This window comes from Shigella sp. SIG6 (genome assembly GCF_053555815.1).
On record NZ_JBQZXC010000011.1, the window covers coordinates 1 to 26434 of the forward strand.

Here is a 26434-nt window from a genome sequence, read left to right on the forward strand (position 1 = left end):
TCATTTGCATGAGTTATCTTTGGTGATAATAACATTATTATAATACTGAACAGCATCATAACAAGAAATATAACATTCCAGTTATAATATTCAATAATCAATGCGCCGCCGAGAGGTGCTACTAATGGTATTACTGCGCTTACAGATGATATATCAGAAAGCGCCCGTTTTAGTTTTAATGGAGGGTGATCTTACCCACCAATAGTGGACACAGGACTAAGTGAGTAAACTCTCAACCAGAGGTGACTCATGACAAAACCAGTATCAATCAGCAAGAAGCCCCGTAAACAACATACGCCTGAATTTCATAACGAAGCCCTGAAACTCGCTGAACGCATCGGTGTGGCCGCCGCAGCCCGTGAACTCAGCCTGTATGAATCTCAGCTTTATGCCTGGCGCAGTAAACAGCAGCAACAAATGAGTTCGTCAGAGCGCGAAAGCGAACTGGCCGCTGAAAATGTCCGCCTTAAACGACAACTGGCGGAGCAGGCTGAGGAACTGTCCATCCTCCAAAAGGCCGCGACATACTTCGCGAAGCGCCTGAAATGAAGTATGTCTTTATCGAAAATCATCGGGCAGAGTTCAGCATCAAAGCGATGTGTCGTGTACTTCGGGTTGCCCGCAGCGGCTGGTATGTCTGGCTCAGGCGTCGTCACCAGATGAGCCTGCGCCAACAGTTTCGGCTCACCTGCGATGCCGCTGTCCATAAGGCATTCTTTGAGGCAAAGCAGCGATACGGTGCTCCCCGCCTTGCTGACGAACTGCCGGAGTTCAATATTAAAACCATTGCCGCCAGCCTGCGTCGTCAGGGGCTGCGGGCGAAAGCCAGCCGGAAGTTCAGCCCGGTCAGCTACCGTGCACATGGCCTGCCCGTATTGGAGAATCTGCTGGAGCAGGACTTCAGCGCCAGTGGCCCGAAACCAGAAGTGGGCGGGTGACATCACGTACTTGCGTACCGATGAGGGCTGGTTGTATCTCGCAGTAGTCATCGACCTGAGGTCACGCGCCGTCATTGGCTGGTCGATGTCACCGCGAATGACAGCACAACTGGCCTGTGATGCACTGCAAATGGCGTTGTGGCGGAGAAGACGCCCGGAAAGCGTCATTGTTCATACGGACCGTGGTGGTCAATACTGTTCAGGGGATTATCAGGCAATGCTGAAGCAACACAACCTGCGTGGCAGTATGAGTGCGAAAGGCTACTGTTATGACAATGCCTGTGTGGAAAGCTTCTTTCATTCGCTGAAGGTGGAATGTATCCACGGGGAACGCTTTAGCAGCCGGGAAATAATGCGGGCAACGGTGTTTAATTATATCGAGTGTGATTACAATCGCTGGCGTCGTCACAGTGCCTGTGGCGGTCTCAGCCCGGAACAATTTGAAAACCATAATCTCGCTTAGGGCCGTGTCCACATTACGTGGGTAGGATCAGTATGGGTCGTCTTGTATTTGTCATACTGCCCAATCTCACCAATCGAAAATGCTCCTTTTGGCAAAGGTTCAAGCAGGTCTCTGGGAATGGAGGTCGCTGGCGTCGGATATAAAAAACCCTCACGGCTTAGCAAGGCTGGCGTCACTATCGGTGTAACAATATCAGGCGTGCCTGCGGAACGGTCCTTACCATGCTGCAGTAACTGGAAATAAACTTTTGGGCGTAAGATGACATTGACAGTTTCGACATCGTCTTTTTCTCCCTTAAAAAATTTATTGACAATCGCTTCGTCAAGACGTCCCGCCGCTATCCCATGCCAGTGAGTGAAATTTTGGGCGTCTTTCCGTTCAAAACAGCCCTTTCCTGACTCAGCATCTGCAAGCGAGTTGCGCCAGTATGAGGCAAACCTTAAAGCATTTTCATCCATTACCAGTCCTGTGACTCAATGAAATCCATTGATTTATCGAATATAAAACCACCGTATGGACAACTATTGTCCATATTAAAAAAGTTGGATGCAATGTTTTGTTTATAATTCGATATCAAATGTACTGGTTGTACGAGGTTCAGAACACAAGCACATTCAACAGTACGTCAGGACTATTGATTTCATAACAGCGAATACAATTTTTTACTGTTTATAATGGCTGCCTGTGTTGGACGGGGATACCAGTTCAACCGAAAACGCCAGAGGAGGGGATTACCCGCTGGCAGGGTAATCACTTGGGGAAGGAACACAGTGTTATTATTGGATAATAAATTATTACTTGTTTTAAAGTTACACTAATGCAATATCTACTGATACTGGATGCTTGAATGTTTCATCCCTGCTGCGGAAAAGGGCAATATCCAGGGCCAGATATATTCACCGTTCATATTTCTGCATTTCTGTACAATTTCCTCAGAAAGTGTCTTGTCAATTCTTTTCCACAGGTGCTCCTGCTGTCTTAAAATACTTTCGCATATTTCGAAATCATCTTCCTGAATCAGCATTTCGGCGCATTTAATGATTTCTGATCGTTCATGCAGCACGGAGGAATGGTTATAGAGCCAGTTTACAAACAGCAATGCTTCCGGATATTGTCCCCATAATGGTGAGTATGTTGCATAGTAATCTTCTGCCGTATCCAGAGAGCCGGAGAAGTCATGCCACACAGCAAGTGGAAATGGATGCAGATTTCCGCACAGCATTTCTGCGATGTAAGTGTTTGTGGCAAAGCCATGGCGAAAAGCTGTGGCGGCCTTAACATGTTCCCCGTTCAGAAAATGCAGGAGACCGAGTTCATACCAGTAAGGTGAAAATTCATCAGCATGCTCTTTCAGTACACTGAAGGCTCGCTCATGATCGCCGGTGCGTAACAGCTCTGAACCCAACAACCAGCGAGCCCCCTGATTATCTTCAGGATTGTATGCCAGTATTTTATCAGTGAGCATAACCGCATCCTGATGGCGCTGTAAGTGCACATTTGCGAGAATTGCTGCATAAAGCGCGCGCAGATAAGGCCGGTTTTCGGGATGCATCCAGATTATTTCACCACAGAAACTTTCCGGGATGATACGATTACCTGCCGCCAGTCCTTTAAGAGCGGCGTTCAGTGCCTTACGCGGGGCATTCTGTTCCAGAAATGCATATGCCAGATGAGCGTGTATATCAATAAAGTCCGGCTCCCGTTGAGCAAGGCGTCGGAGTTTGTTGATGTAACTCGTCTCGCTGATTTCATCAGCGTCGTATGCATCAAGCACTTCTTCAAACTCCCCCAGCAATGGGCCAAACCAGGTATCCGGAAATACGAAATAACCCTTGTTATCGTGCACTTCAAAGCATAATCTATCGTTCATTTTCTGAGCCTGTAAAACATGTGATGATATAGTCTGAGAGCATAAAAGTTGAGATTCTGTGTATCAAGTCCTGTCTTGGCACCGAATGAATATTGCTTACGAAGCCCCTTCATGCTTTCCTTGAGAACAATAATTTTATCTTTATGTGAATCTCATTTTTTATAATGATGTCAGATGATTGAAATGCTAAATTATATCTGAATCAACTTTTCCTTTGCTAAAGGTATCGAAATAACTGCAAGGCTGTATTTTGTAATTGCCAATTTAAAAATGTCAATTTGTTTTTAATTATGTTTTTGTAATAAGTTTGAAGACGCAAAAAAATAATATAATAACAAAAATCCTCCAGCCTTGTAGGCCAGAGGATAAAATACTTAATTGAGGAAAACATCAGGGAAAAGTATTTCTGACTTAACTTTCCCGGCTGGAGAGTGAATCAATGTAATCAGCGTACCATTGCATCATTTCACGGCGGCCATCGAGATACAGGGCATGATTATAGGTACCCCTGATGGAATTTTTATCCACATGAGCTAACTGCATTTCAATCCAGGCGGAATTAAAGCCTTGTTCATGCAGAATTGTACTCATGGTGTGTCTGAAACCGTGCCCTGTGAGTCTTCCCTTATATCCAAGTAATTCAATTACTTGGTTAATGCTTTCCTTACTAATTGGTTTGCGGGGATCATTTCTACCGATAAAGACTAGGGGATGATGTTTTGAGATTGGTTCAAGCTGCTTAAATAGCATAATGACCTGCTCAGAGAGCGGCACAATATGAGGTCGCTTCATCTTCATTACTTCTGCCGGGATCTCCCACAATTTTGTCTCAAAATCGATATCTTCCCAGCGTGCAAAACGCAGTTCTTGTGTTCGTACGCCGGTTAACATAATGATCTGAGTAGCTGTCTTAGTGATTATACTTCCGGTATAACCCGCCAGATCGTTGAGGAAGTGGGGAAGTTCATTAGCAGTAAGAAAGGGAAAATGTACTTTTTTCGGTGTAGCTAAAGCACTGGCAAGATCGGGGGCTGGGTTATAGTCTGCCCGGCCAGTAACAATTGCATAGCGGAACACCTCACCACAGCGCTGGCGGACCTTGCGCATTTTCTCCAGAGCTCCACGTTTTTCCATTTTACGCAGTGCTTCCAGTAACTCCATTGGTTTGATTTCGGCAATAGGGCGCTTGCCAATGTAGGGAAAAATGTCTTTTTCAAAGGTATCAATGATTTCATCACGATAGCGTAATGACCACCGATCAGCTTTTAACTGGTGCCATTCGCGAGCAATAGCCTCGAACGTATTTTTCAGACTCATTTGCTGCGCGATTTTTTCTTCCTTTTTTGCCTCCCCTGGATCGCCTCCAGCAGCGAGGAGTTTCCTGGCTTCACTTCGTTTCTCGCGAGCATCGGCTAGCGTTACATCGGGGTATACGCCAATAGAAAGCATCTTTTCTTTACCAGCAAAGCGGTACTTCATGCGCCAGTATTTAGAACCATTAGTGTTAATCAGTAGATACATACCGCCGCCATCAGCAAGCTTATAGGGTTTGTCTTTGGGTTTTGCGGTTTTCACTTTGATATCGGTTAATGCCATGACATCCTCCGGCTTTTGATGAATTCATGTTCCTGAGGGGGATTTCTGCCAGTAACTAACCTGATACCCCCAATACACCCCTTGTATAACAAAGATATTGTTAAAAGCCGTTGTTATGTATCACATTTTTCCTATTATGGGGGTGCTTGTATTTCAATAGGAAATAACACCCCCTAAAGTACCCCCAAAAGAAACTTGATACGGGGTGAAGTAGGTTGACCTCAGGATACAAATAAATACTGATATACAAGGGATTAGAAGAGATTTATTGACATTGGGAGAGTTCAGAAGAGGTAAACTGGCGGAAGATCACAGGAGTCGAACCTGCCCGGGACCGCTGGCGGCCCCAACTGGATTTGAAGTCCAGCCGCCTCACCGGAGACGACGATCTTCCGCGCCTCGATTGCTACATGGAGGCGGGGCGCATTATAGCTACTTCCTTGAGTTTCTACATCCCCCAGATCAGTTTTTTCCGCCTAATAAACGCAGCGTATTATCACGAAAGCATTATAATTTATATAAAACCCATATTTTACAATGATATATGAGCGGAATTAACGCTACCACGATCACATAAAACAAGAATCATAAATTAATAACCAGATATCGGAATATTCGCTCTCACAGGGATGGTTTACAAAATGCGTTATCGGTCTCAGCACCCCTATAGCATCAAGGAAAAGCAGATGAGGAGTGAAGTGTTGTCCGTTAAAGAGAAAATTGGTTATGGCATGGGAGACGCCGCCAGCCACATTATTTTCGATAACGTAATGTTATATATGATGTTCTTTTATACCGATATTTTTGGCATTCCTGCCGGATTTGTCGGAACCATGTTTTTGGTCGCTCGTGCACTGGATGCGATTTCCGATCCTTGCATGGGGTTGTTGGCCGATCGAACGCGCTCTCGCTGGGGTAAATTTCGTCCGTGGGTACTGTTTGGCGCACTGCCATTCGGGATCGTCTGTGTACTGGCCTATAGCACGCCAGATCTCAGTATGAACGGCAAAATGATCTATGCAGCAATTACTTACACCCTAACTTACCTTACTTTATACCGTCGTCAATATCCCTTACTGCGCATTGGGTGGTGTAATCACCAATGACCCGACTCAGCGTATCTCGCTGCAATCCTGGCGTTTTGTGCTGGCGACCGCGGGAGGCATGCTTTCTACTGTTCTGATGATGCCACTGGTTAATTTAATTGGCGGTGATAATAAACCACTCGGTTTCTAGGGCGGTATCGTGGTCCTTTCCGTGGTGGCATTCATGATGCTGGCATTTTGTTTCTTCACCACTAAAGAACGCGTTGAAGCACCACCTACAACAACGTCTATGCGGGAAGATTTACATGATATCTGGCAAAACGACCAGTGGCGGATTGTCGGTTTACTAACCATTTTCAATATCCTGGCGGTGTGCGTACGCGGTGGGGCGATGATGTATTACGTCACATGGATTTTGGGCACGCCGGAAGTGTTTGTCGCTTTTCTCACCACTTATTGCGTGGGTAACCTGATTGGTTCCGCACTGGCAAAACCTCTGACCGACTGGAAATGTAAAGTCACTATCTTCTGGTGGACGAACGCCCTGCTGGCAGTGATTAGCCTCGCGATGTTCTTTGTTCCCATGCAGGCCAGCATCACTATGTTTGTCTTCATCTTCGTGATTGGTGTGTTGCATCAACTGGTGACACCTATCCAGTGGGTAATGATGTTCGATACCGTCGACTACGGCGAGTGGTGCAATGGTAAACGCCTGACCGGGATCAGTTTTGCTGGCACGCTATTTGTGCTCAAACTGGGGTTGGCCTTCGGCGGCGCTCTTATCGGCTGGATGCTGGCTTATGGCGGATATGATGCGGCAGAAAAAGCGCAGAACAGCGCCACGATTAGCATCATTATTGCGCTATTCACGATTGTTCCGGCGATCTGTTATTTGCTGAGCGCGATTATCGCTAAACGCTACTACTCACTCACGACGCACAATCTGAAAACCGTTATGGAACAGCTGGCTCAGGGTAAACGCCGTTGCCAGCAACAATTCACCTCTCAAGAAGTGCAGAACTAAGGAACGGCAATGAAAATTAGCGATGGAAACTGGTTGATTCAACCTGGCCTCAATTTGATTCACCCGCTTCAGGTATTCGAGGTTGAACAGCAGGATAATGAAATGGTGGTCTATGCTGCCCCCCGTGATGTGCGTGAACGTACCTGGCAGCTTGATACGCCTTTATTTACGCTGCGCTTTTTCTCCCCACAGGAAGGTATTGTCGGTGTGCGGATTGAGCATTTTCAGGGGGCGCTGAATAACGGTCCTCATTATCCGCTCAATATTTTGCAGGACGTGAAGGTCACAATCGAAAACACAGAACGTTATGCTGAGTTTAAAAGTGGCAACTTAAGCGCGCGTGTCAGCAAAGGTGAGTTCTGGTCACTGGATTTTCTGCGCAACGGCGAACGTATTACCGGTAGTCAGGTGAAAAATAATGGCTACGTGCAGGACACGAATAATCAACGCAATTATATGTTTGAGCGGCTTGATCTTGGCGTTGGCGAAACAGTTTACGGTCTGGGAGAGCGCTTTACTGCCCTGGTGCGCAATGGCCAGACGGTAGAGACCTGGAACCGGGACGGCGGCACAAGTACTGAACAGGCGTATAAAAATATCCCGTTCTACATGACTAACCGTGGTTATGGGGTACTGGTCAATCATCCCCAGTGTGTCTCTTTTGAAGTGGGATCGGAGAAAGTCTCCAAAGTGCAGTTCAGCGTTGAGAGTGAATATCTCGAATACTTTGTTATCGACGGCCCGACGCCGAAAGCGGTACTTGATCGTTATACCCGCTTTACTGGTCGTCCGGCGCTGCCGCCCCCGTGGTCCTTCGGCCTGTGGCTAACCACTTCATTTACCACCAACTACGACGAAGCGACGGTAAACAGCTTTATCGATGGTATGGCGGAACGCAATCTGCCGCTGCATGTTTTCCACTTTGACTGTTTCTGGATGAAAGCCTTCCAGTGGTGCGATTTTGAGTGGGACCCGCTGACTTTCCCTGACCCGGAAGGGATGATCCGCCGCCTGAAAGCGAAAGGGCTGAAAATCTGCGTCTGGATTAACCCCTATATCGGTCAAAAATCCCCCGTCTTTAAAGAGTTACAAGAGAAAGGCTATTTACTCAAACGCCCGGACGGTTCGCTATGGCAGTGGGATAAATGGCAGCCAGGTCTGGCGATTTATGACTTTACCAATCCGGATGCCTGCAAATGGTACGCCGACAAACTGAAAGGTCTGGTCGCGATGGGCGTTGATTGCTTTAAGACCGACTTTGGCGAACGTATCCCAACTGATGTTCAGTGGTTTGACGGTTCCGATCCGCAGAAAATGCATAACCATTATGCGTACATCTACAACGAACTGGTGTGGAACGTGCTCAAGGACACCGTTGGTGAGGAAGAAGCTGTCTTGTTTGCCCGCTCGGCCTCCGTCGGTGCGCAGAAATTCCCGGTACACTGGGGTGGCGATTGTTACGCTAACTACGAATCAATGGCGGAAAGCCTGCGCGGTGGTTTGTCTATTGGCCTTTCAGGTTTTGGCTTCTGGAGCCACGATATCGGCGGCTTTGAAAATACCGCTCCGGCGCACGTTTACAAACGCTGGTGCGCGTTTGGTTTGCTCTCCAGCCATAGCCGTTTACACGGTAGCAAATCTTATCGTGTGCCGTGGGCCTACGATGATGAGTCCTGTGATGTGGTGCGCTTCTTCACGCAACTGAAATGCCGCATGATGCCGTATCTGTATCGTGAAGCTGCGCGTGCGAACGCGCGGGGTACGACGATGATGCGGGCCATGATGATGGAGTTCCCGGACGATCCGGCTTGTGATTACCTTGACCGTCAATACATGTTAGGCGACAACGTGATGGTTGCGCCGGTGTTCACTGAAGCGGGCGATGTGCAGTTCTACCTGCCGGAAGGTCGCTGGACACACCTGTGGCACAACGATGAACTCGACGGTAGTCGCTGGCATAAACAGCAGCACGGCTTCCTGAGTCTGCCCGTTTATGTGCGTGATAACACTCTACTGGCGCTGGGCAACAACGATCAACGTCCCGATTACGTGTGGCACGAAGGCACGGCATTCCACCTCTTTAATCTGCAAGACGGGCATGAAGCCGTCTGTGAAGTGCCCGCTGCTGACGGATCGGTGATCTTTACTTTAAAAGCAGCACGTACTGGCAACACGATTACTGTGACTGGTGCGGGCGAGGCGAAGAACTGGACGCTGTGCTTGCGCAATGTTGTGAAAGTAAATGGTCTGCAAGGCGGTTCGCAGGCTGAAAGTGAGCAGGGGCTGGTGGTGACGCCTCAAGGGAATGCGCTGACAATTACGTTGTAATCTATTGACGGAATGCCGGGTACGTCTGAGTCGTACCCGGCGAGATTGATGTTTACCGCACCGGCTCCGTCGATGTAACTTCACCGCTGGAAACGACGCCCGCATTCATGGTTTGAGTCACTTGCTGCTTTGCGGCGTTCACGGCATGCAATTGCCCGCTAACCGTAGGTTTCAGCGGGGCATTGGCCTGAATATCTCCACTGGCGGTAAGCTGAATATTGCCGTCGCCAGTCAACGGTAATTCGGGCCATCCCCATTGTTGCAAAATATTCACCGGCACACCGCGTCCATTCAGGCTGATATGGGTCTGACGTTGTGGCGTTTGTGAAACACTTGCGGTGGCTTCCAGAATGCCTTTTTCAGTAAATGCACTCAGTTCGCTGATATTCACCGTGCTGCTGTTGGCGGTCAGCGCCAGCGACGGGCGACGAACATCAACACGATTGAATGTCGCGGCGGCGGCATTCAGATTCGCCGAGCCACTCCAGACGCCCCATTTATGATCGGTAACCAGCGTCAGGTTGGCACCGTAACCATCGAGCGCGGTGAGCTGCCACGGGAAGTCAGGGTCGATATCAATGATCAGATTGCGGCTGGCGCTAAATCTCTTCAGTTGCAGGCTGTTTAACCAACCGGGTGTCGTTTCCATCCACAACTGTTGCCAGTTTTTCGGCAAGGTATATTCCAGCCCGGCAATTGCCGCATCATCAAGGATCAACGTTTTACCGTCACGCAGCCAGTTCCCTGACGTTCTGACCATACCCCCTTCCCAGCGGCTGGTGAACTGGCGCAGCGCTACGCCCTGCGGGGAAAATTCCGCGTTTATAATCGGGTCAAATAAATGCAGCGAACCATAAATGAACTCGCTGGCGTTCATCGACAGTTTGCCTTCCTGTGTCTGCCAGTCATCTTTACTGAAGGTCATGTTGCGCAAGCTGAGATCGAGGTCGGTCACCGCCCAGTCCGGACCTTGCAGACGAGCATCGATGACTTCCAAGCGACCAATCTGCAACGACGGGACAGAGCGTAATGGCGCAAAGAAGTCGGTTAGCGATTTTTCGCTTTGTAGACGGATATCCGCCATGCGCAGATTTTCCACTTGCCAGCTGCCGTCGGCGTTACGCTGCGCGTTTCCGGTTAATGTCCCGTGGGCGATGTCGGCACCCAGGTTAGTCAGCGTAACGCGATCGTTATCAATACTGCCTTCAATCAGTACATTGGTGGCAGGAACATCATTGAGCGAAAGCGATCCGGCACTAAACTGAATCTGCGCCTTCGTACCCAGCACTTTACCGGCTTCTGGTGACCACGGAACCACGCCGCCATTTACCCGCTGCGCGCTCAGTTTCCATTCGCTATTCGGGCTATTAAACGCCATATCACGCAGTTGCAGACGATCGGCTTTGAACGGTAGCGGCGCGGTCTGGTCGGTGAGATTCAGCGTCCCGTTTTCCAGCAGGATGGTATCGACATGGCGTGGTTCGGTCAGTTGGCGACTGCTTAGCGCAATGTCGACACTTTTTGCCACCAGGGGCGCGGGCTGACCATCACGACCAAACGTGACATTCTCCAGCACGATATGAGATGGCGCGGAAAAACGGTGATCCATCGCCCCGAAGGCCAGATGATAGTCGCTATTCTCGGAAACCCATGCGCTGATATGTTCTGCTCCCCAGCGGGTTTGCAGAAGAAAATAGAGGCCAGCGATCACCACTAACAGAGCGATGAGAATGTAGAGAAGCAGCTTCCCAATAAATTTCATGGTCTTCCATCCCGTGAAATGCACATAAGGGAGTTATGCACGATTTACGCGCAATCCTCAAGGCGGGAATGGTGAAAGAGGTGAGACTGCGGCGGTAATTATCTTACCGCCGCCAGTGAATTACTGTTTTTCTGGTGGGAAAATCAGATTCAGCACGATGGCAGTAATACCGCCCGCGGCGATCCCGGAGGAGAGCAGGTTTTTCAGCCATTCAGGGGCAAACTGCAAAATCAGCGGCTGCTGAGACACGCCCAGACCAACCGCCAGCGACAGCGCGATAATCAGAATCGCCCGACGGTTCAGCGGCTCACAAGAAACGATACGCACACCGGAGGCGGCGATGGTGCCAAACATTACAAGCGTTGCGCCGCCCAGAACCGGTTCTGGAATGTGTTGTACAAAACCGCTCACTGCCGGGAACAGACCCAGCACGATCAACATCAGCGCGACGACAAAACCGACATAGCGGCTGGCAACACCAGTCAACTGGATCACTCCGTTGTTTTGCCCGAAGCAGGAGTTCGGGAAGGTGTTAAACACCGCCGAAACAAACGAGTTCAGGCCGTTTGCCAGCACGCCGCCTTTCAGGCGTTTCATGTACAGCGGACCGGACACTGGCTGTTCGGAAACGTCAGAGGTCGCCGTGATATCGCCAATGGTTTCCAGCGAAGTGATCATAAAGACCAGCATCAGCGGCAGCAGCAGACTCCATTCAATGCCAAGACCGTAATAGAGCGGCGTTGGCACCATAATCAGTTCTTGCGTCATCGGTTCGTTGCTTTCTGGCAACATGCCCATAAACCACGCCAGCGCATATCCGGCCGCCATCGCAATTACCAGTGAGGCCACGCGTAAGTAAGGGTTACGTTGACGGTTAAGCAGGATAATTAAGGCTAAAACCACGCCTGCCAGCAGCAGATTTTTCGGTGCGCCGAAGGTGTTATCGCTCATGGCTGCGTAACCGCCGCCAATGGAGGTCAGCCCCACCTGAATTAGCGACAGGCCGATAATCATCACCACAACGCCAGAAACCAGCGGCGTAATAATGCGGCGCGCCAGATGCAGAACGCGGGAGATCACCATCTCGGTGCAACTTGCCAGCATCAACGTGCCGAACAAAGCCGCCATCATGGTAGGAACATCAGCACCACCGGTTTTCAGCGCGGTACCGCCCATAATCAGCGGGGCAACAAAGTTGAAGCTGGTGCCCTGAATAGACAACAGCCCGGAGCCAACCGGACCCCAGGCCTTAATTTGAATAATCGATGCCACACCGGAGGCAAACAGCGACATACTAATAATGTGTTGCGTGTCTTGTGCCGGTAAACCCAGCGCCTGGCAGATTAATAGCGCTGGCGTGATCACCGCAACGAACATCGCCAGCAGATGCTGACAGGCGGCAAACAGGGTTTGAGGAAGCGGCGGACGATCTTCAAGACGGTAAATCAGTTCGCTGTTTTGAGTCTGCGCAACCGGTTGCGCATTTTCTGACTCGAGGGTGGAAACAGACATCGAAAACAATCCCGTGGTAGCAAAGCGGGCATTTTAGCTGACCGAAAGAGAAAAGCAAACGTTTGCCACATCCTCATCTAAATATTTAAATGAGATAAATGCACTTTTTTATATAACTTTTGGTATTTTTCTGCTTAAAATCCATGCCATTTGTTCATTAACAGCTGAGAATTTGACCCAGGAAAGCATAACTCGATACCCGTCATAGTTCATGAAGTTGCCACTGCGCGATGAAGTATGACGAGTATGAAAGAGTGATGCGGATACAAAGGAGTAACTATGTTTCATCTCGATACTTTAGCAACGCTTGTTGCCGCAACGCTGACGTTGCTGCTCGGGCGTAAGTTGGTCCATTCCGTCTCCTTTTTGAAGAAATACACCATACCGGAACCTGTTGCGGGTGGTTTGTTGGTGGCGCTGGCGCTACTAGTACTGAAAAAAAGCATGGGCTGGGAAGTCAACTTTGATATGTCCCTGCGCGATCCGTTAATGCTGGCTTTCTTCGCCACCATTGGCCTGAACGCCAACATTGCCAGTTTGCGTGCCGGTGGGCGTGTGGTTGGCATCTTCTTGATTGTGGTTGTTGGTCTGTTGGTGATGCAAAATGCCATTGGCATTGGTATGGCTAGCCTGTTAGGGCTTGATCCGCTGATGGGGCTGTTGGCCGGTTCTATTACGCTTTCCGGCGGTCACGGTACGGGCGCTGCGTGGAGTAAATTGTTCATTGAACGTTATGGCTTCACCAATGCGACGGAAGTGGCGATGGCCTGTGCAACGTTCGGTCTGGTGCTGGGCGGCTTGATTGGCGGTCCGGTGGCGCGCTATCTGGTGAAACACTCCACCACGCCGAACGGTATTCCGGATGACCAGGAAGTCCCGACGGCGTTTGAAAAGCCGGATGTGGGACGCATGATCACCTCGTTGGTGCTGATTGAAACTATCGCGCTGATTGCTATCTGCCTGACGGTGGGGAAAATTGTTGCGCAACTTTTGGCTGGCACTGCTTTTGAACTGCCGACCTTCGTCTGTGTACTGTTTGTTGGCGTGATTCTGAGCAACGGTCTGTCAATAATGGGCTTTTACCGCGTCTTTGAGCGTGCGGTATCCGTGCTGGGTAACGTAAGCTTGTCGTTGTTCCTGGCGATGGCGTTGATGGGGCTGAAACTGTGGGAGCTGGCTTCGCTGGCGCTGCCGATGCTGGCGATTCTGGTGGTACAGACTATCTTCATGGCGTTGTATGCCATCTTCGTTACCTGGCGCATGATGGGCAAAAACTACGATGCGGCAGTGCTGGCTGCGGGTCACTGTGGTTTTGGCCTCGGTGCAACGCCAACGGCAATCGCCAACATGCAGGCGATCACTGAACGCTTTGGCCCGTCGCACATGGCGTTTTTGGTGGTGCCGATGGTCGGTGCGTTCTTTATCGATATCGTCAATGCGCTGGTGATTAAGCTGTATTTAATGTTGCCGATTTTTGCCGGTTAACCGATGAAGCGGCGGTCTTCTCACCGCCGCCTTTTACGCATTCGAGTAACGTTCTGTCTCCGGCATCCAGCGTTCTATCAAGGCTTTTGCCTGTTGTGGGTAACGTTCGTGAATATGTCGCGCCAGGCGCTGAACTTCCGGGATCATCGCCTGATCGCGCAGTAAATCCGCCACTTTAAATTCAGCATTACCCGTCTGACGTGTGCCTAACAATTCGCCAGGGCCGCGAATCTCCAGATCTTTTTGCGCAATCACAAAACCGTCGTTACTGTCGCGCAGCACTTGCAGGCGAATTTGCGCCGTTTTAGAAAGCGGCGTTTTGTAGAGCAGCACGCAGTGAGAAGCCACCGCGCCACGACCTACGCGCCCGCGCAGCTGGTGTAACTGCGCCAGACCCAGACGCTCAGGGTTTTCGATAATCATCAGGCTGGCGTTAGGCACATCAACACCGACTTCAATAACGGTAGTGGCAACCAGCAGATGTAGCTCACCTTGTTTAAACGACGCCATCACCGCCTGTTTCTCGGCTGGTTTCATCCGCCCGTGTACCAGGCCAACATTCAATTCTGGTAGCGCCAGTTTCAACTCTTCCCAGGTAGCTTTCGCCGCCTGCGCTTCCAGTAACTCTGACTCTTCAATCAACGTACAAACCCAGTACGCCTGACGACCTTCAGTTATGCAGGCGTGGCGCACGCGGTCAATGATGTCGGTACGGCGGGTATCAGGAATAGTGACCGTAGTCACTGGCGTGCGGCCTGGCGGCAGCTCATCTATCACCGAGGTATCGAGATCGGCATACGCCGTCATTGCCAGCGTGCGGGGGATCGGCGTGGCGGTCATGATCAACTGATGCGGATGGAAGCCCTGCTGCTGGCCTTTCTCCCACAATGCCAGACGCTGATGCACGCCAAAACGATGCTGTTCGTCGATAATCACCAGCGCCAGGCCGTTAAACTGCACCTGTTCCTGGAAGATGGCGTGTGTACCGACAATCATCTGCACCTGACCGCTGGCGATGGCTTCCTGCTGAGACAGTCGCGCTTTGCCTTTCTGCTTACCGGCGAGCCAGCCCACTTCGATACCGAGCGGTGCAAACCAGTTGCGGAAGTTATTGGCGTGCTGCTCGGCGAGTAATTCGGTTGGTGCCATCAGTGCCACCTGTTTGCCGTGGGCAATCGCACGCAGCGCGGCGAGGGCGGCGACCAGCGTTTTACCGGAACCTACATCGCCCTGTACCAGGCGCATCATCGGCACATCCAGCGCCATATCATGCTCGATCTCCGCCACTACGCGTGCCTGTGCGCCCGTTGGCTTGAACGGTAAGGAGGCGAGGAGTTTATTTTTCAGCGTGTCATTGGCGCTCAGCGGCTGGGCATGAAAACGCTGTGCTCCGGCACGTAAGGCTAACATGCTGAGGTTGTGCGCCAGCAGTTCTTCCAGAATCAGACGACGTTGCGCCGGATGCTGCCCGGTTTCCAGATCGCTAAGCTGTAGCGTCGGTGGCGGGCGGTGCAAAGTGCGCAACGCTTCCGGTAGCGTCATCATTCCTTGTGACAGTTCCGGCGGCAGGAGTTCTTCAATGGCGCAGGTGTCGAGCAGATCCAGCGCCTGGTCGGTTAATTTACGCAGCGTGGCCTGCTTTACGCCTTCCGTTGTTGGATAAACCGGCGTGAGCGTTTCCTGTAATTCTAGCGTGCTGAGATCGCCCTGCACGCGGTATTCCGGGTGGATCATCTCCGCACCATATTTACCGCGCTTTGCTTCGCCATAAGCCAGTACACGGCGGCCCGTCGGCAGGCTATTTTTCATTGCCGCGCTGAAATTGAAAAAGCGCATGGTGAGGATGCCGGAACCGTCGCTGATCTGGCAGGTCATCATCCGCCGACCGCCGAAGGAGATATTGCAGTTCAGCACTTCGCCTTCCACCGTGGCATAAACGCCCGGCAGTAGTTCTCCGATGGGATAGAGATGGGTGCGATCTTCGTAGCGCAGGGGAAGGTGTAAGAGTAGATCCTGCACGGTATGCAGGTTGATTTTCGCCAGTTTGTTACTAAGTGCTGCGCCAACGCCCGTTAGGGAACTGAGTGGGACAGCATCTAACAGGCGACCTTTCATGGCACTTACCCTGCAGCCTGCATAGTAGCCCACCAGTCGGCATCAGCTTCGATCTCGCCTTGCTGATTGACGTGGGGATAAGGCAGGCCTTTGCGTTTTGCGACTTTCGCCAGCACCGGATAGCCGCCTTCAAACAACAGGCGTTGTTGCTCTGCTTCCGGCAACATGCTGTTTTCACGCAGGTACATGCCTGCATTTTGCCGCTGACGCTGGGCTTCGTAAAGAATGAGGGCTGAGGCAACGGAAACATTCAGCGACTGCACCATGCCGATCATCGGAATGATGATGTCCTGATCCGCCAGGGCCAATGCTTCCTGCGTGATGCCCGTTTTCTCCTGTCCCATCAAAATGCAGGTCGGGCGAGTGTAATCAATTTCGCGGAAATCGACAGCATTATCAGAAAGATGGGTTGCCAGAATCTGCATGCCCTGGCCTTTGAGATGAGCGACGGCATCGCCAATGGTGCGGTGTGTTTTCACCTGTACCCAGCTGTTACTACCCGCCGCTGCCGAAGCCATGGTGCGCATGCGGCTACCAGGCCAGACGGCGTGAACTTCATGTACGCCAACGGCATCTGCGGTACGAATAATCGCAGAAACGTTATGAGGTTTGTGGACCTGCTCCATGCAGACGGTCAGATCAGGCTGCCGCCTGGCGAGCATTTCGCAGATGCGTGCATAACGTGTTGGGTTCATAAAACATTAATTTCGGTTTCGGGTGACTTTAATCACGTCTGGCATCACGCGGATTTTGCGCATGATATTCGCCAGATGCACACGGTCACGAGCGGTCAGACGAATAAAGGCGCTGTAGACGCGACCATCTTTCTCTTCCGTATTCAAACTTTGAATATTCGAAGTCGTGGTGTTAATTGCCGCCGTCAGGTTTGCCAGCGCGCCCTGATGATTGAACATCTCCACCTTGATTTCGGTGATGAACTCCTGCGCCGTCTCTTTATCCCATTCCACAGCCATAAACTTCTCTGGCTCTTTCTGGTAGCCACGGATATTACGGCAGGATTCATGGTGGATCACCAGACCTTTACCGGGGCTGACGTGGGCGATAATCGGGTCGCCAGGAATAGGGCGGCAGCATTTCGCAAAGGTGATCAGCACGCCATCGGCACCTTTAATGGGCAGATGTCCGTGGCTTTGGGTTGCCGGTGGAATGGAGGCGTCCCCATGTTGCAGATTTTTCGCGACCACCACGCTCATTGCGTTACCAAGTCCGATTTCTGCCAGCAGATCGTCAAGCGTTGCCAGCTTCATGCGATCCAGCTCGCGCTGAATATTTTCCTGCGGGATTTCATTCAGCTTACGGCTACCACCCAAAGCATGGTTGAGCAGACGACGGCCTAGGCTTACAGAATCATCACGCTTGAGGTTTTTCAGCAACTGACGAATTTTGGCGCGCGCTTTTGAGCTAACGACAAAGTTCAGCCACGCGGCATTCGGGCGAGCGCCCGGTGCGGTAATGATTTCAACGGTTTGACCGCTGGTAAGCGGCTGCGACAGCGGGTAAGGTTGGCGGTCAACGCGTGCGCCCACGCAGGCATGACCGATATCGGTATGCACTGCATAAGCGAAGTCGACGGGCGTTGCACCGGCAGGCAGCTCGACAATTCGCCCTTCCGGTGTGAAAACGTAAATCTCATCCGGGAAGAGATCGGATTTAACGCTCTCGATAAATTCAAACGAACTACCGGCGCTCTGTTGCAGCTCCAGCAGGCTTTGCATCCAGCGCTGGGCGCGGATTTGCGCGGTGGTGCTGGTTTCGCCGTGCTCTTTATAAGCCCAGTGCGCGGCAACACCCATCTCCGCCATCTGATCCATATCTTCGGTACGGATCTGGACCTCAACCGGCACACCGTGCGGGCCGATCATCGAGGTGTGCAAAGACTGATAGCCGTTCGCTTTTGGAATGGCGATGTAGTCTTTCACGCGACCCGGACGCGGCTTGTACAGGCTATGCATTTGCCCGAGCACGCGATAACAGGTGTCGGAATCATTGACGATCACGCGGAAAGCGTAGATGTCCATGATTGAGTGAAAACGCTGCTCTTTGAGCACCATTTTGCAGTAAATCGAATAAAGATGCTTCTCGCGACCACTGACGCGGCAGGGAATTCCCGCTTCCTGCAAACGCCCTTCGATTTCCGAGAGGATTTTTTGGATCATCTCTTTACGGTTGCCGCGCGCGGCTTTCACCACTTCTTTGATTACGCGATAACGGTTGGGATACAGCGCCTCAAAACCCAGCTCTTCGAGTTCGGTTTTAATGTGGTGGATACCTAAACGGTGCGCCAGCGGGCTGTAAATTTCGAGAGTTTCACGGGCGATGCGGCGACGTTTGTCCGGGCGAAGTGAGCCCAGCGTGCGCATGTTGTGGGTACGGTCGGCAAGTTTGATGAGGATGACGCGGATATCCTGCACCATCGCCATAATCATCTTGCGAAAGTTTTCGGCCTGCGCCTCTTTCTTATCGCGGAACTTGAGTTTATCAAGTTTCGACACCCCCTCTACCAGCTCGGCGACGCTTTTACCAAAAAGCTGTTCCATATCCTGGTAGGTGGCGGGAGTATCTTCAATCACGTCATGCAGCAGCGCCGCCATCAGCGTTTCATAGTCGAGTTTCATCTCGGCCAGAATGCAGGCAACCGCTACCGGGTGCGTGATATAGGGTTCACCGCTTGAACGTGTTTGCCCCTCGTGAGCATCACGTGCAACGAGATACGCCTGCCGCAGACGCTTGATTTGGTCTTCCGGCAGGTAGGTTTGAATCAGTTGATTCAGGCTTTCAAACAGATACAAGGGCGACCCGCTTTGTGATTAACGACGACCTTCAGCAATAGCGGTAACGGCTTGTAATTCAGCGGCTTCCTGCTCTTGCTGTTCCTGGCGTTCGCGAACGTCGAGGATCTGGTTGTTGATCAGACCTTCTTCGATTTCGCGCAGCGCGATTACAGTGGTTTTATCGTTTTCTTCCGGTACCAGCGGATCCTTTCCGCCTACCTGCATCTGACGAGCGCGACGCGCGGCGACCAGTATCAGGTCAAAACGGTTACCAATTTTCTCTACAGCGTCCTGAACAGTTACGCGTGCCATACTTAAAAAGCTCCACAGGTGAAGAAATGACTGGGCATGATACTGAAATCAGGTTCAGTCTGCCAACAATTTGCTGATTAAAGCGTCATGACGCTGCTTTTGGCGGCTCATGCGCAGACGTTCGGCGCGAATAATGGTCTTCAAATCGGTCAACGCGGTATCGAAGTCATCATTCACAATCAGATAATCATATTCGGCGTAATGGCTCATTTCTGCAACAGCTTGCGCCATACGCTTTGCAATGACCTCTTCGCTGTCCTGACCGCGACCGCGTAGACGGCGGTCCAGTTCAATTTTGGACGGCGGTAAAATAAAGATACTCCGCGCGTGCGGCATCTTCTGGCGAATTTGCTGCGCGCCCTGCCAGTCGATATCGAGAAAAACATCGACACCGGTCGCCAGTACTTGCTCAATGGCCTCACGCGAAGTGCCATAGTAATTACCAAAAACTTCTGCGTGTTCGAGGAACGCATCTCTGCTAATCATTTCTTTAAATTCATCATGATTAACAAAGAAATAATGTTCACCGTGGACTTCACCAGGACGCGGTTGGCGTGTGGTGTGTGAAACAGAAACCTGGGTGTCATACAACGGTTGGGTTTTTAATAAAGCCTGAATCAGGCTGGATTTACCCGCGCCACTGGGGGCAGAAACAATATAAAGCGTGCCTTGAGCCATGAGTATCTTTCGTATGTGATTAGCGAAATAAAGCCTACATACGAGCTTATTATACACGGCGCGGCCATGTGACGTAGCCCTTGCTCACACTTTTTGCGCAAAGTTGTTGCGTTTTGCGTAGCTGTTTCCGCATTTGCCTGTGATTTACTGCAATAAAGACGATTCTCAGGAAGCGTCCTCGCAGACTTCGTTTTTGCCACTCGGCTTTGCCTTCACCACGTTGTATATCTGCCAGCCTGACTACAGCGGAGGTGAAGATGAAAGTATGGATGGCGATATTAATAAGTATCTTGTGCTGGCAATCATCTGTGTGGGCGGTCTGTCCGGCCTGGTCGCCAGCCAGAGCACAGGAAGAAATTTCCCGCCTGCAACAGCAAACAAAACAGTGGGACGATGACTACTGGAAGGAAGGAAAAAGTGAGGTGGAAGACGGTGTTTACGATCAGTTAAGCGCCCGTCTTACGCAGTGGCAACGCTGCTTTGTGAGCGAGCCCCGCGACGTGATGATGCCGCCTTTAAATGGTGCGGTTATGCATCCGGTTGCCCATACGGGTGTACGCAAAATGGCGGATAAAAACGCATTAAGTCTGTGGATGCGAGAACGTAGCGATCTTTGGGTGCAGCCAAAAGTTGATGGCGTTGCGGTAACCCTGGTTTATCGGGACGGGAAACTGAACAAAGCAATCAGTCGCGGTAATGGCCTGAAAGGCGAGGACTGGACGCAGAAAGTTAGCTTAATTTCCGCTGTGCCGCAAACCGTTAGCGGGCCTTTAGCCAACAGTACGCTTCAGGGGGAAATATTTCTCCAGCGCGAGGGGCATATCCAACAACAAATGGGGGGAATAAATGCCCGCGCAAAAGTTGCTGGCCTGATGATGCGCCAGGGGAATAGCGACACGCTAAACTCACTGGCTGTTTTTGTCTGGGCATGGCCGGATGGACCGCAGTTAATGACCGATCGTTTAAAGGAGCTGGCTACCGCAGGTTTTACTCTAACGCAGAGGTATACCCGTGCGGTTAAAAATGCTGATGAGGTTGCGCGCGTACGCAATGAGTGGTGGAAAGCGAAATTACCCTTCGTCACCGATGGCGTGGTTGTGCGAGGGGCTAAGGAACCCGAATCCCGTCATTGGCTACCGGGCCAGGCGGAGTGGCTGGTGGCCTGGAAATATCAACCTGTAGCTCAGGTTGCCGAAGTGAAGGCGATTCAGTTTGCGGTGGGTAAGAGCGGTAAAATATCGGTGGTTGCGTCACTCGCACCTGTCATGCTGGATGATAAAAAAGTCCAGCGGGTGAATATTGGTTCCGTCAGGCGCTGGCAGGAGTGGGATATTGCGCCTGGTGATCAGATCCTCGTCAGCCTTGCCGGTCAGGGTATTCCTCGCATTGATGATGTGGTCTGGCGCGGTGCAGAACGTACAAAACCGACACCACCAGAAAACCGCTTTAACTCGTTGACCTGCTACTTTGCTTCTGATGTTTGTCAGGAACAGTTCATTTCACGCTTAGTCTGGCTGGGGTCAAAACAGGTTCTGGGGCTGGATGGCATTGGTGAGGCCGGTTGGCGCGCGCTGCATCAGACTCATCGCTTTGAGCATATCTTTTCCTGGCTTTTATTAACGCCAGAGCAATTACAGAACACGCCGGGGATCGCGAAAAGTAAAAGTGCGCAGTTATGGCATCAGTTTAATCTGGCTCGTAACCAGCCTTTTACTCGCTGGGTGATGGCAATGGGAATACCGCTAACCCGGGCGGCGCTTAATGCCAGTGATGAACGGTCCTGGTCGCAACTTTTATTTAGCACGGAGCAGTTCTGGCAGCAGCTGCCGGGGACTGGATCTGGGCGCGCCAGACAGGTTATTGAATGGAAGGAAAATGCGCAAATCAAGAAGCTGGGCAGTTGGCTGGCTGCCCAGCAGATCACAGGTTTTGAACCTTAGTGACCTTCGTGGCTGTAGTAAAAGACCGGTAATCCCAGCTTAAGACGTAGCGCCAGTAAACGAGCAAAAAAGCCGAATACCAGGGTGGAGATAATCACCACATCATGGTTAGAAACATAGTGTTGCAGCGCGATGTACAGCACGGCGGAGGCAAATGAGACACCGGCATACAACTCTTTTTGAAAGACCAGCGGAATGCGTTTACAGAACATATCGCGCAAAACGCCGCCAAATACACCGGTGGTTACCGCCGCGACAACGGCAATAATTGGGCCGTGCCCCATATCCAGTGCAACCTGTGCGCCGATGATAGAAAAGACCACCAGTCCGAGCGCATCGAGCACCAGAAACACTTTGCGCAGGTAAGGCATTACAGGAGCAACGATAGTGGTGAGTACTGCGGCGGTAGCGACGATAATCACATATTCCGGGTGTTTGACCCAGCCGAGCGGATAGTGGCCCAGCAGAATATCGCGCACTGACCCTCCGCCAATTGCGGTGGCGGTTGCAATAATAATTACGCCAAATGTATCCATGCGCCGTCGCCCGGCCGCCAGCGCCCCCGTCATGGCTTCGGCAGTAATGCCAACCAAATACAAAATGTGTAACAGCATGGTTCTCTCCCTAAAAATCTGTCTGGCAGGGTAGCGATTTGTGCGCATTGTCACGATTGATATTTTTTAAGGTGAGAGGAAATTGATAACTTTTAGTTATGTGAAATCGCTATTTTCTGTAGCGTAGATGCATTCTTCTGACTTCTTGTCTGAGAAAATGCATAAGAAAAAATAGGTTAAAACTGAGGGGGGAAAAGAAAGGTGCAATGTTTAGCCATTGTGTTCACTGCACCTGGACCTTGGCTTACGCATCGGGTGTCTCAATCAACAAAAAGAGTTTTTCGTTTCTGCTATTTCTTCTCTGTAATTTTTACACTGTTTTCCAACTGCTTGATGCTGACCTGCGGGGTCGGCAACTCCTCAGGCATGGTTCCGCCAAGTTCCTGAATGGTTTGCCTCACCTTGCTACCCACGTCAAAGTGTGTGGTATTAGCTTGCTGTTTTGAATTCACGCTATCCCGCTTGAGTTTTTCTTCTGTTTGGGTAGCTCGAAAGAGATTAGCCGCCAGTTCTGTTGAACCCATATGATCCAGGATCTTCTGACTCTTTTTCAGCCCCTTCAGTTGGTGGATGGCTTTCTGATCTAATCCACCATACAGCCCCTGGTAACCATGATTCTGAAATATGGCGAAATCAGTAGCTGTCGCTACCCCAGCTTGCTGTGCTGCCTCAACCAATTGTTTGTTATGTTCTTTCAACTCATTTCTCAGAAACAGACGCTTTTCGTCTTCACGAAGTTGCTTAAATGCTTCATCGTCAGCAAGCTCCTGCCGTCGGGTCTGGATAGTAAAATAAGTCTGCCCTGCCGCAATGACCGGTTTCGCGGGGTCGCCGTTTTGTACTACCAGGTAACAGGCATAGCGGGAGAGTACGATGTCTTTTAATGCTCTTTTGGCATTTGAGCCAATTTTGACCATATCGAGGATCTCCTCGAAATGGTCATCAATTGTGTGACCACTGTTCTCATAGGCCTCTTTGGCGCGCGTTAATACAGGTATAAAGTGACGATACTCTGAATAACCCAGTAGTTTCCCAAGTTGTCTTGCTGACCATTGTTCTGCTCCGTTTGCATTAATCAGTTTTATCTCTTCAAAAGGTTGATGATGTTCGTTCATTGCCCACTCCATGTGATATCGATTGCAAAGAAAGTAAATCTGTAACTGTATTTATATACAGTTGTGAGTATCTCACGTTCTCAGTGTGCTGGGCAAAAAAACATCGCAAAATCTGGAGCAGGCACGCAAAACAGAATTGAAGTTGCGGGGAAGAAAAATGCCGCTCTGTTTGAGTGGGCGGCATTTGTGAAGGCTGAAAAGTCAGAATTGGTGTTACGAGTCTGAATCTGTTTATTGAGTAGTGGCTTTAAACGCCCGTGGTTGCTGTGTTTCTTGTAATGCGTTTTCTCAGTGGGTACACCCTTGTGTACACGGTATTTTGAGGCGCTGTCTTTGGCTGCTCGTTTTATGCTCTCATGCTTGCTGTTCTGGCCTCTTATCTTTTGCGCCTTATTGTATGATAGTGCTATCCCACAATAAGGAACCTGCCAGCTATGAGAATGACCAGCCGCAAAAAAGAGATACTTAGCTACTTTGAACCGGATAACCTCGAATGGGTGACTGGTGAGATTGGTGCGCCGCCGTTCGATGTGTCGGGTGTGGCCTACCTGCTTCATGGCATGGTGTCGTTCGATAAGCGTCACCAGCTCGAATCAACCCGGCGCACACTGGAAAGCATGGTTGCTGGTGGACTGCTTGAGCGGGTGACAGTGTATGAATCGCGCCAGATACGGCGCGGCGGTGAGACTAACGCAACGGTCGTGCGCTACGGTTTGCCCGGTCAGTGCGCTGTTATGCGCGATACTGGCGGCGCTGATAACGCAATATCAGGCGAATATATGCGGGTCAGTTAAGAGCCTGCAATCTGTCGTTGATGCTGCTCAGGTCGTAAACCCGGCGCTCAATATCCAGCATCAGGAAATTGTGGATCTCGGCCTGCTCAGGATTATCAGACTCTCTGGCCTGTAATAGCAATTCATTGTAACCATGCAAGCCGCCTGAGTTTTCCACCGGGGTGGTGCCTTTCCCACGCAGGCAGCTAATGGGCTGATTGCTCGTATCGTGTGTTTGCTTCTCCAGCACAATGACGCAATCCCACCAGTCGCCAAAGTCATACGTGTAAACCAGCTTGTCACCATCATTCTGGAGCGCTGCCCATAGTGGTGTGATTGCCGCATTACCCATGCTTTCATCCTCACCCCATACGCGATACTCGCTACCGGGATCACCTTTACGCCCTTTCTCGAACATATACAGGTGTTCGTCATTCCAGCCAAAAGCCAACTGGATCACCGCGTGAAGTTCACTAAAGGGGATTTGCTCTGGAACCAGCACACGCCGCCATATAGGTGGTTTGCTGTCTCGGATGGTTATCTTTAGCTGGTACATGCAAATCCTGAATAAATGCGAATCGGAAGGATAACGATACTGACGTACTCACAATTCTGTAAAGGTGAATAAAGGAAATTTGCTTAATACGCATAAGTTACATGCGGAATAATCCCGTATCTACCTGCGCGGCGCTGGCTTCTTCCACTGGTAGGCAGGTGCTCGCATCATTTCGCGGAACCTGTCGCGCCGGGCTATATCGGCATTAACTGAGCGTTCTATCTCCCGTTGATCTGCCTGTGTAAGCTGGTGGCCTCCATGCTCAAGTTTGGCGATGGTCAATAAGGCTATTTCGCGTGGTGTCATACGTCATACCCTCTGGAAGGATGAAACACGCCCGGATTAAATTTCATTTTTCGCGGGTATGAAAAAACGATGGGGCGGGCAGTCCTTAAGGCTCAGGATTGCAGAGATTTGGCCTCCCCCTCCCGGTGATAGTTTATTGCTTGATGTGGACGGCTTGCTATATTGGCGGCGAATGCAAATTGTCGCAGAAGTCTATCCCGTTCTCTGACGCCCCGTGCGGGCGTTTTGCTTTTATAGAGTCAGGCCAATGCCTCTGGCTGCTTTTCCTGCTTTACGCTCAATAACGCCCGTGATTCTGTCCACTACCGGGCTGAATGCCTGCCAGTAAGCCATCTCCATGGCTGATAACTCTGCCCGCTTCCTGTCAAACGTAGCCCAGCGCATCCCCTTTGGTTTTGGGAACATGCGAATGTCATTAAACAGATTATTGGCAAGGTCATTGCTGCCCCATATCGCGCATCGCTGCTGGCGTATCTTCATGCGCATCCTGTCCAGTATGTCGGCACTCTGGCTTTTATAGTGAAGTTTCCAGCACGCCCGGCAGCCAATGTCTTTCTTGCCGATATACAGCTTTGCAACTCGCTTCATACAGTGGGGGCAAGCGTACCATTCCCGGACGCCATACCCGGCCTTCGTGGTTGTGGTGCGAATAGCCCGCGTCACGCCGTTGATTGTCATGGCGTAGCTGTCGGCTTGCCGGAAGGCATACAACGTTCCGCTTTCGGTCTGGGTATAAAGCTGCGTACCCGGTTCAGCATCCGCCAGCCTGCTACGCATGTTCGCAAGGAATGGCAACCCTATACGGGGCAGGTCGGTGGTATAGCTGCGCGTTCTGTCTCTCACTGGCTGGCCTCCTGCGAATTACTGCGCATTAACTGCGAACGGTGCGCAAATTGAATACGAAATAATATACGTATTTTACTGTAAATTGCGCACCAATTTTGCAATTTCACATCAATAAAGCCAGTAACTGCGCGGGGGGTGAGGATGGTTTGCGCATTGATATCCGTTTCGTTTTGCGGAGATATTTTGTTAACTGCGCAATTCGCAATTTACTGCGCAATGCTCGGGTTTCGTATTCGGAGGATTTTCCACTTTGCGTACTGCGTTCGACTGTAGAAACCCAGCGATAATGCGCCTTACAGGCTGGTACGCAACTGCGAATCGGTTTCGTATCTGGTGAGATTGCGTACCTGAGTTGCGTACTAA

17 protein-coding genes, 1 tRNA gene and 4 pseudogenes are annotated in these 26434 nt (G+C 50.8%); 6 read left to right on the forward strand and 16 right to left on the reverse strand.

The window, feature by feature from the left end; genetic code table 11:
• The first annotated feature begins 249 nt into the window (after positions 1-249).
• Positions 250-1401 (forward strand): annotated as a pseudogene (locus tag ACUU1M_RS03370) (IS3 family transposase).
• Positions 1402-1430: 29 nt separating this feature from the next.
• On the opposite strand, the pseudogene ACUU1M_RS03375 reads toward ACUU1M_RS03370, so the two are convergent.
• The 4 genes and pseudogenes from ACUU1M_RS03375 to ACUU1M_RS03390 all read right to left on the reverse strand — a co-directional run.
• Positions 1431-1859, reverse strand: a pseudogene (locus tag ACUU1M_RS03375) (DNA helicase); the annotation flags it as partial.
• Between the two features lie 368 nt (positions 1860-2227).
• Positions 2228-3271, reverse strand: a complete 1044-nt coding sequence (locus ACUU1M_RS03380) for a tetratricopeptide repeat protein (RefSeq protein ID WP_000999840.1) — start codon at positions 3269-3271, stop codon at positions 2228-2230.
• Positions 3272-3682: 411 nt separating this feature from the next.
• Positions 3683-4895, reverse strand: a pseudogene (locus tag ACUU1M_RS03385) (tyrosine-type recombinase/integrase).
• 271 nt (positions 4896-5166) lie between these two features.
• A tRNA-Sec gene (locus tag ACUU1M_RS03390) sits at positions 5167-5261 on the reverse strand.
• A 292-nt stretch (positions 5262-5553) separates the two neighbouring features.
• Here ACUU1M_RS03390 and ACUU1M_RS03395 point away from each other — a divergent pair.
• A pseudogene (locus ACUU1M_RS03395) lies at positions 5554-6937 on the forward strand (glycoside-pentoside-hexuronide family transporter).
• Between the two features lie 9 nt (positions 6938-6946).
• Positions 6947-9265: an alpha-xylosidase gene (gene yicI, locus ACUU1M_RS03400; protein ID WP_000702917.1), complete on the forward strand. Its 2319-nt coding sequence runs from the start codon at positions 6947-6949 to the stop codon at positions 9263-9265.
• A 52-nt stretch (positions 9266-9317) separates the two neighbouring features.
• On the opposite strand, the gene ACUU1M_RS03405 is transcribed toward yicI, so the two are convergent.
• Positions 9318-11027, reverse strand: coding sequence for an AsmA family protein (locus ACUU1M_RS03405; protein ID WP_025766511.1), 1710 nt, complete (start codon positions 11025-11027; stop codon positions 9318-9320).
• Positions 11028-11147: 120 nt separating this feature from the next.
• Positions 11148-12539: a xanthine/proton symporter XanP gene (xanP, locus tag ACUU1M_RS03410; RefSeq protein WP_005081695.1), complete on the reverse strand. Its 1392-nt coding sequence runs from the start codon at positions 12537-12539 to the stop codon at positions 11148-11150.
• 279 nt (positions 12540-12818) lie between these two features.
• Between xanP and gltS the strand changes: the two genes are divergently transcribed.
• A complete protein-coding gene (gene gltS / locus ACUU1M_RS03415) occupies positions 12819-14024 on the forward strand; it encodes a sodium/glutamate symporter (protein WP_000468833.1) in 1206 nt (401 codons plus the stop codon).
• Positions 14025-14057: 33 nt separating this feature from the next.
• Here the strand turns inward: gltS and recG are convergent, their stop codons facing one another.
• Genes recG through gmk form a run of 5 tightly spaced genes read right to left on the reverse strand, consistent with a single transcriptional unit; the run spans position 14058 to position 19921 of the window.
• Positions 14058-16139 (reverse strand): ATP-dependent DNA helicase RecG, encoded by a 2082-nt coding sequence (gene recG, locus ACUU1M_RS03420; protein ID WP_449144641.1) that lies wholly within the window; start codon positions 16137-16139, stop codon positions 14058-14060.
• Positions 16140-16144: 5 nt separating this feature from the next.
• The gene (gene trmH / locus ACUU1M_RS03425) at positions 16145-16834 is read right to left on the reverse strand and encodes a tRNA (guanosine(18)-2'-O)-methyltransferase TrmH (RefSeq protein ID WP_001070177.1); all 690 of its coding nucleotides are present in this window, start codon (positions 16832-16834) and stop codon (positions 16145-16147) included.
• 6 nt (positions 16835-16840) lie between these two features.
• The gene (gene spoT / locus ACUU1M_RS03430; protein WP_000280488.1) at positions 16841-18949 is read right to left on the reverse strand and encodes a bifunctional GTP diphosphokinase/guanosine-3',5'-bis pyrophosphate 3'-pyrophosphohydrolase; all 2109 of its coding nucleotides are present in this window, start codon (positions 18947-18949) and stop codon (positions 16841-16843) included.
• Positions 18950-18967: 18 nt separating this feature from the next.
• Positions 18968-19243 (reverse strand): DNA-directed RNA polymerase subunit omega, encoded by a 276-nt coding sequence (gene rpoZ, locus ACUU1M_RS03435; RefSeq protein WP_000135051.1) that lies wholly within the window; start codon positions 19241-19243, stop codon positions 18968-18970.
• Positions 19244-19297: 54 nt separating this feature from the next.
• The gene (gene gmk, locus ACUU1M_RS03440) at positions 19298-19921 is read right to left on the reverse strand and encodes a guanylate kinase (protein ID WP_001295237.1); all 624 of its coding nucleotides are present in this window, start codon (positions 19919-19921) and stop codon (positions 19298-19300) included.
• Positions 19922-20178: 257 nt separating this feature from the next.
• On the opposite strand from gmk, the gene ligB reads away from it, so the two are divergent.
• On the forward strand, positions 20179-21861 hold the full coding sequence (gene ligB / locus ACUU1M_RS03445; RefSeq protein WP_024260820.1) for an NAD-dependent DNA ligase LigB: 1683 nt from the start codon (positions 20179-20181) through the stop codon (positions 21859-21861).
• Here ligB and ACUU1M_RS03450 read toward each other — a convergent pair.
• Both ACUU1M_RS03450 and dinD read right to left on the reverse strand, forming a co-directional pair.
• Positions 21858-22475 carry a trimeric intracellular cation channel family protein gene (locus ACUU1M_RS03450; RefSeq protein ID WP_000924289.1) on the reverse strand — a complete coding sequence of 206 codons (618 nt, stop codon included), beginning with the start codon at positions 22473-22475 and terminating at the stop codon, positions 21858-21860. The genes ligB and ACUU1M_RS03450 overlap by 4 nt on opposite strands.
• Before the next feature lie 290 nt (positions 22476-22765).
• Positions 22766-23590, reverse strand: a complete 825-nt coding sequence (gene dinD / locus ACUU1M_RS03455; RefSeq protein WP_005077666.1) for a DNA damage-inducible protein D — start codon at positions 23588-23590, stop codon at positions 22766-22768.
• A 434-nt stretch (positions 23591-24024) separates the two neighbouring features.
• On the opposite strand from dinD, the gene ACUU1M_RS03460 reads away from it, so the two are divergent.
• Entirely contained in the window at positions 24025-24384 is a 360-nt protein-coding gene (locus ACUU1M_RS03460) for a hypothetical protein (protein WP_001243001.1), read from the forward strand.
• Here the strand turns inward: ACUU1M_RS03460 and ACUU1M_RS03465 are convergent.
• The 3 genes from ACUU1M_RS03465 to ACUU1M_RS03475 form a co-directional block, all read right to left on the reverse strand.
• Positions 24377-24919: a plasmid pRiA4b ORF-3 family protein gene (locus ACUU1M_RS03465; RefSeq protein WP_000284447.1), complete on the reverse strand. Its 543-nt coding sequence runs from the start codon at positions 24917-24919 to the stop codon at positions 24377-24379. The genes ACUU1M_RS03460 and ACUU1M_RS03465 overlap by 8 nt on opposite strands.
• A gap of 120 nt (positions 24920-25039) precedes the next feature.
• On the reverse strand, positions 25040-25225 hold the full coding sequence (locus ACUU1M_RS03470) for a hypothetical protein (RefSeq protein ID WP_000188903.1): 186 nt from the start codon (positions 25223-25225) through the stop codon (positions 25040-25042).
• A 231-nt stretch (positions 25226-25456) separates the two neighbouring features.
• Entirely contained in the window at positions 25457-26068 is a 612-nt protein-coding gene (locus tag ACUU1M_RS03475) for a hypothetical protein (protein WP_001205652.1), read from the reverse strand.
• Between the last annotated feature and the right edge of the window lie 366 nt (positions 26069-26434).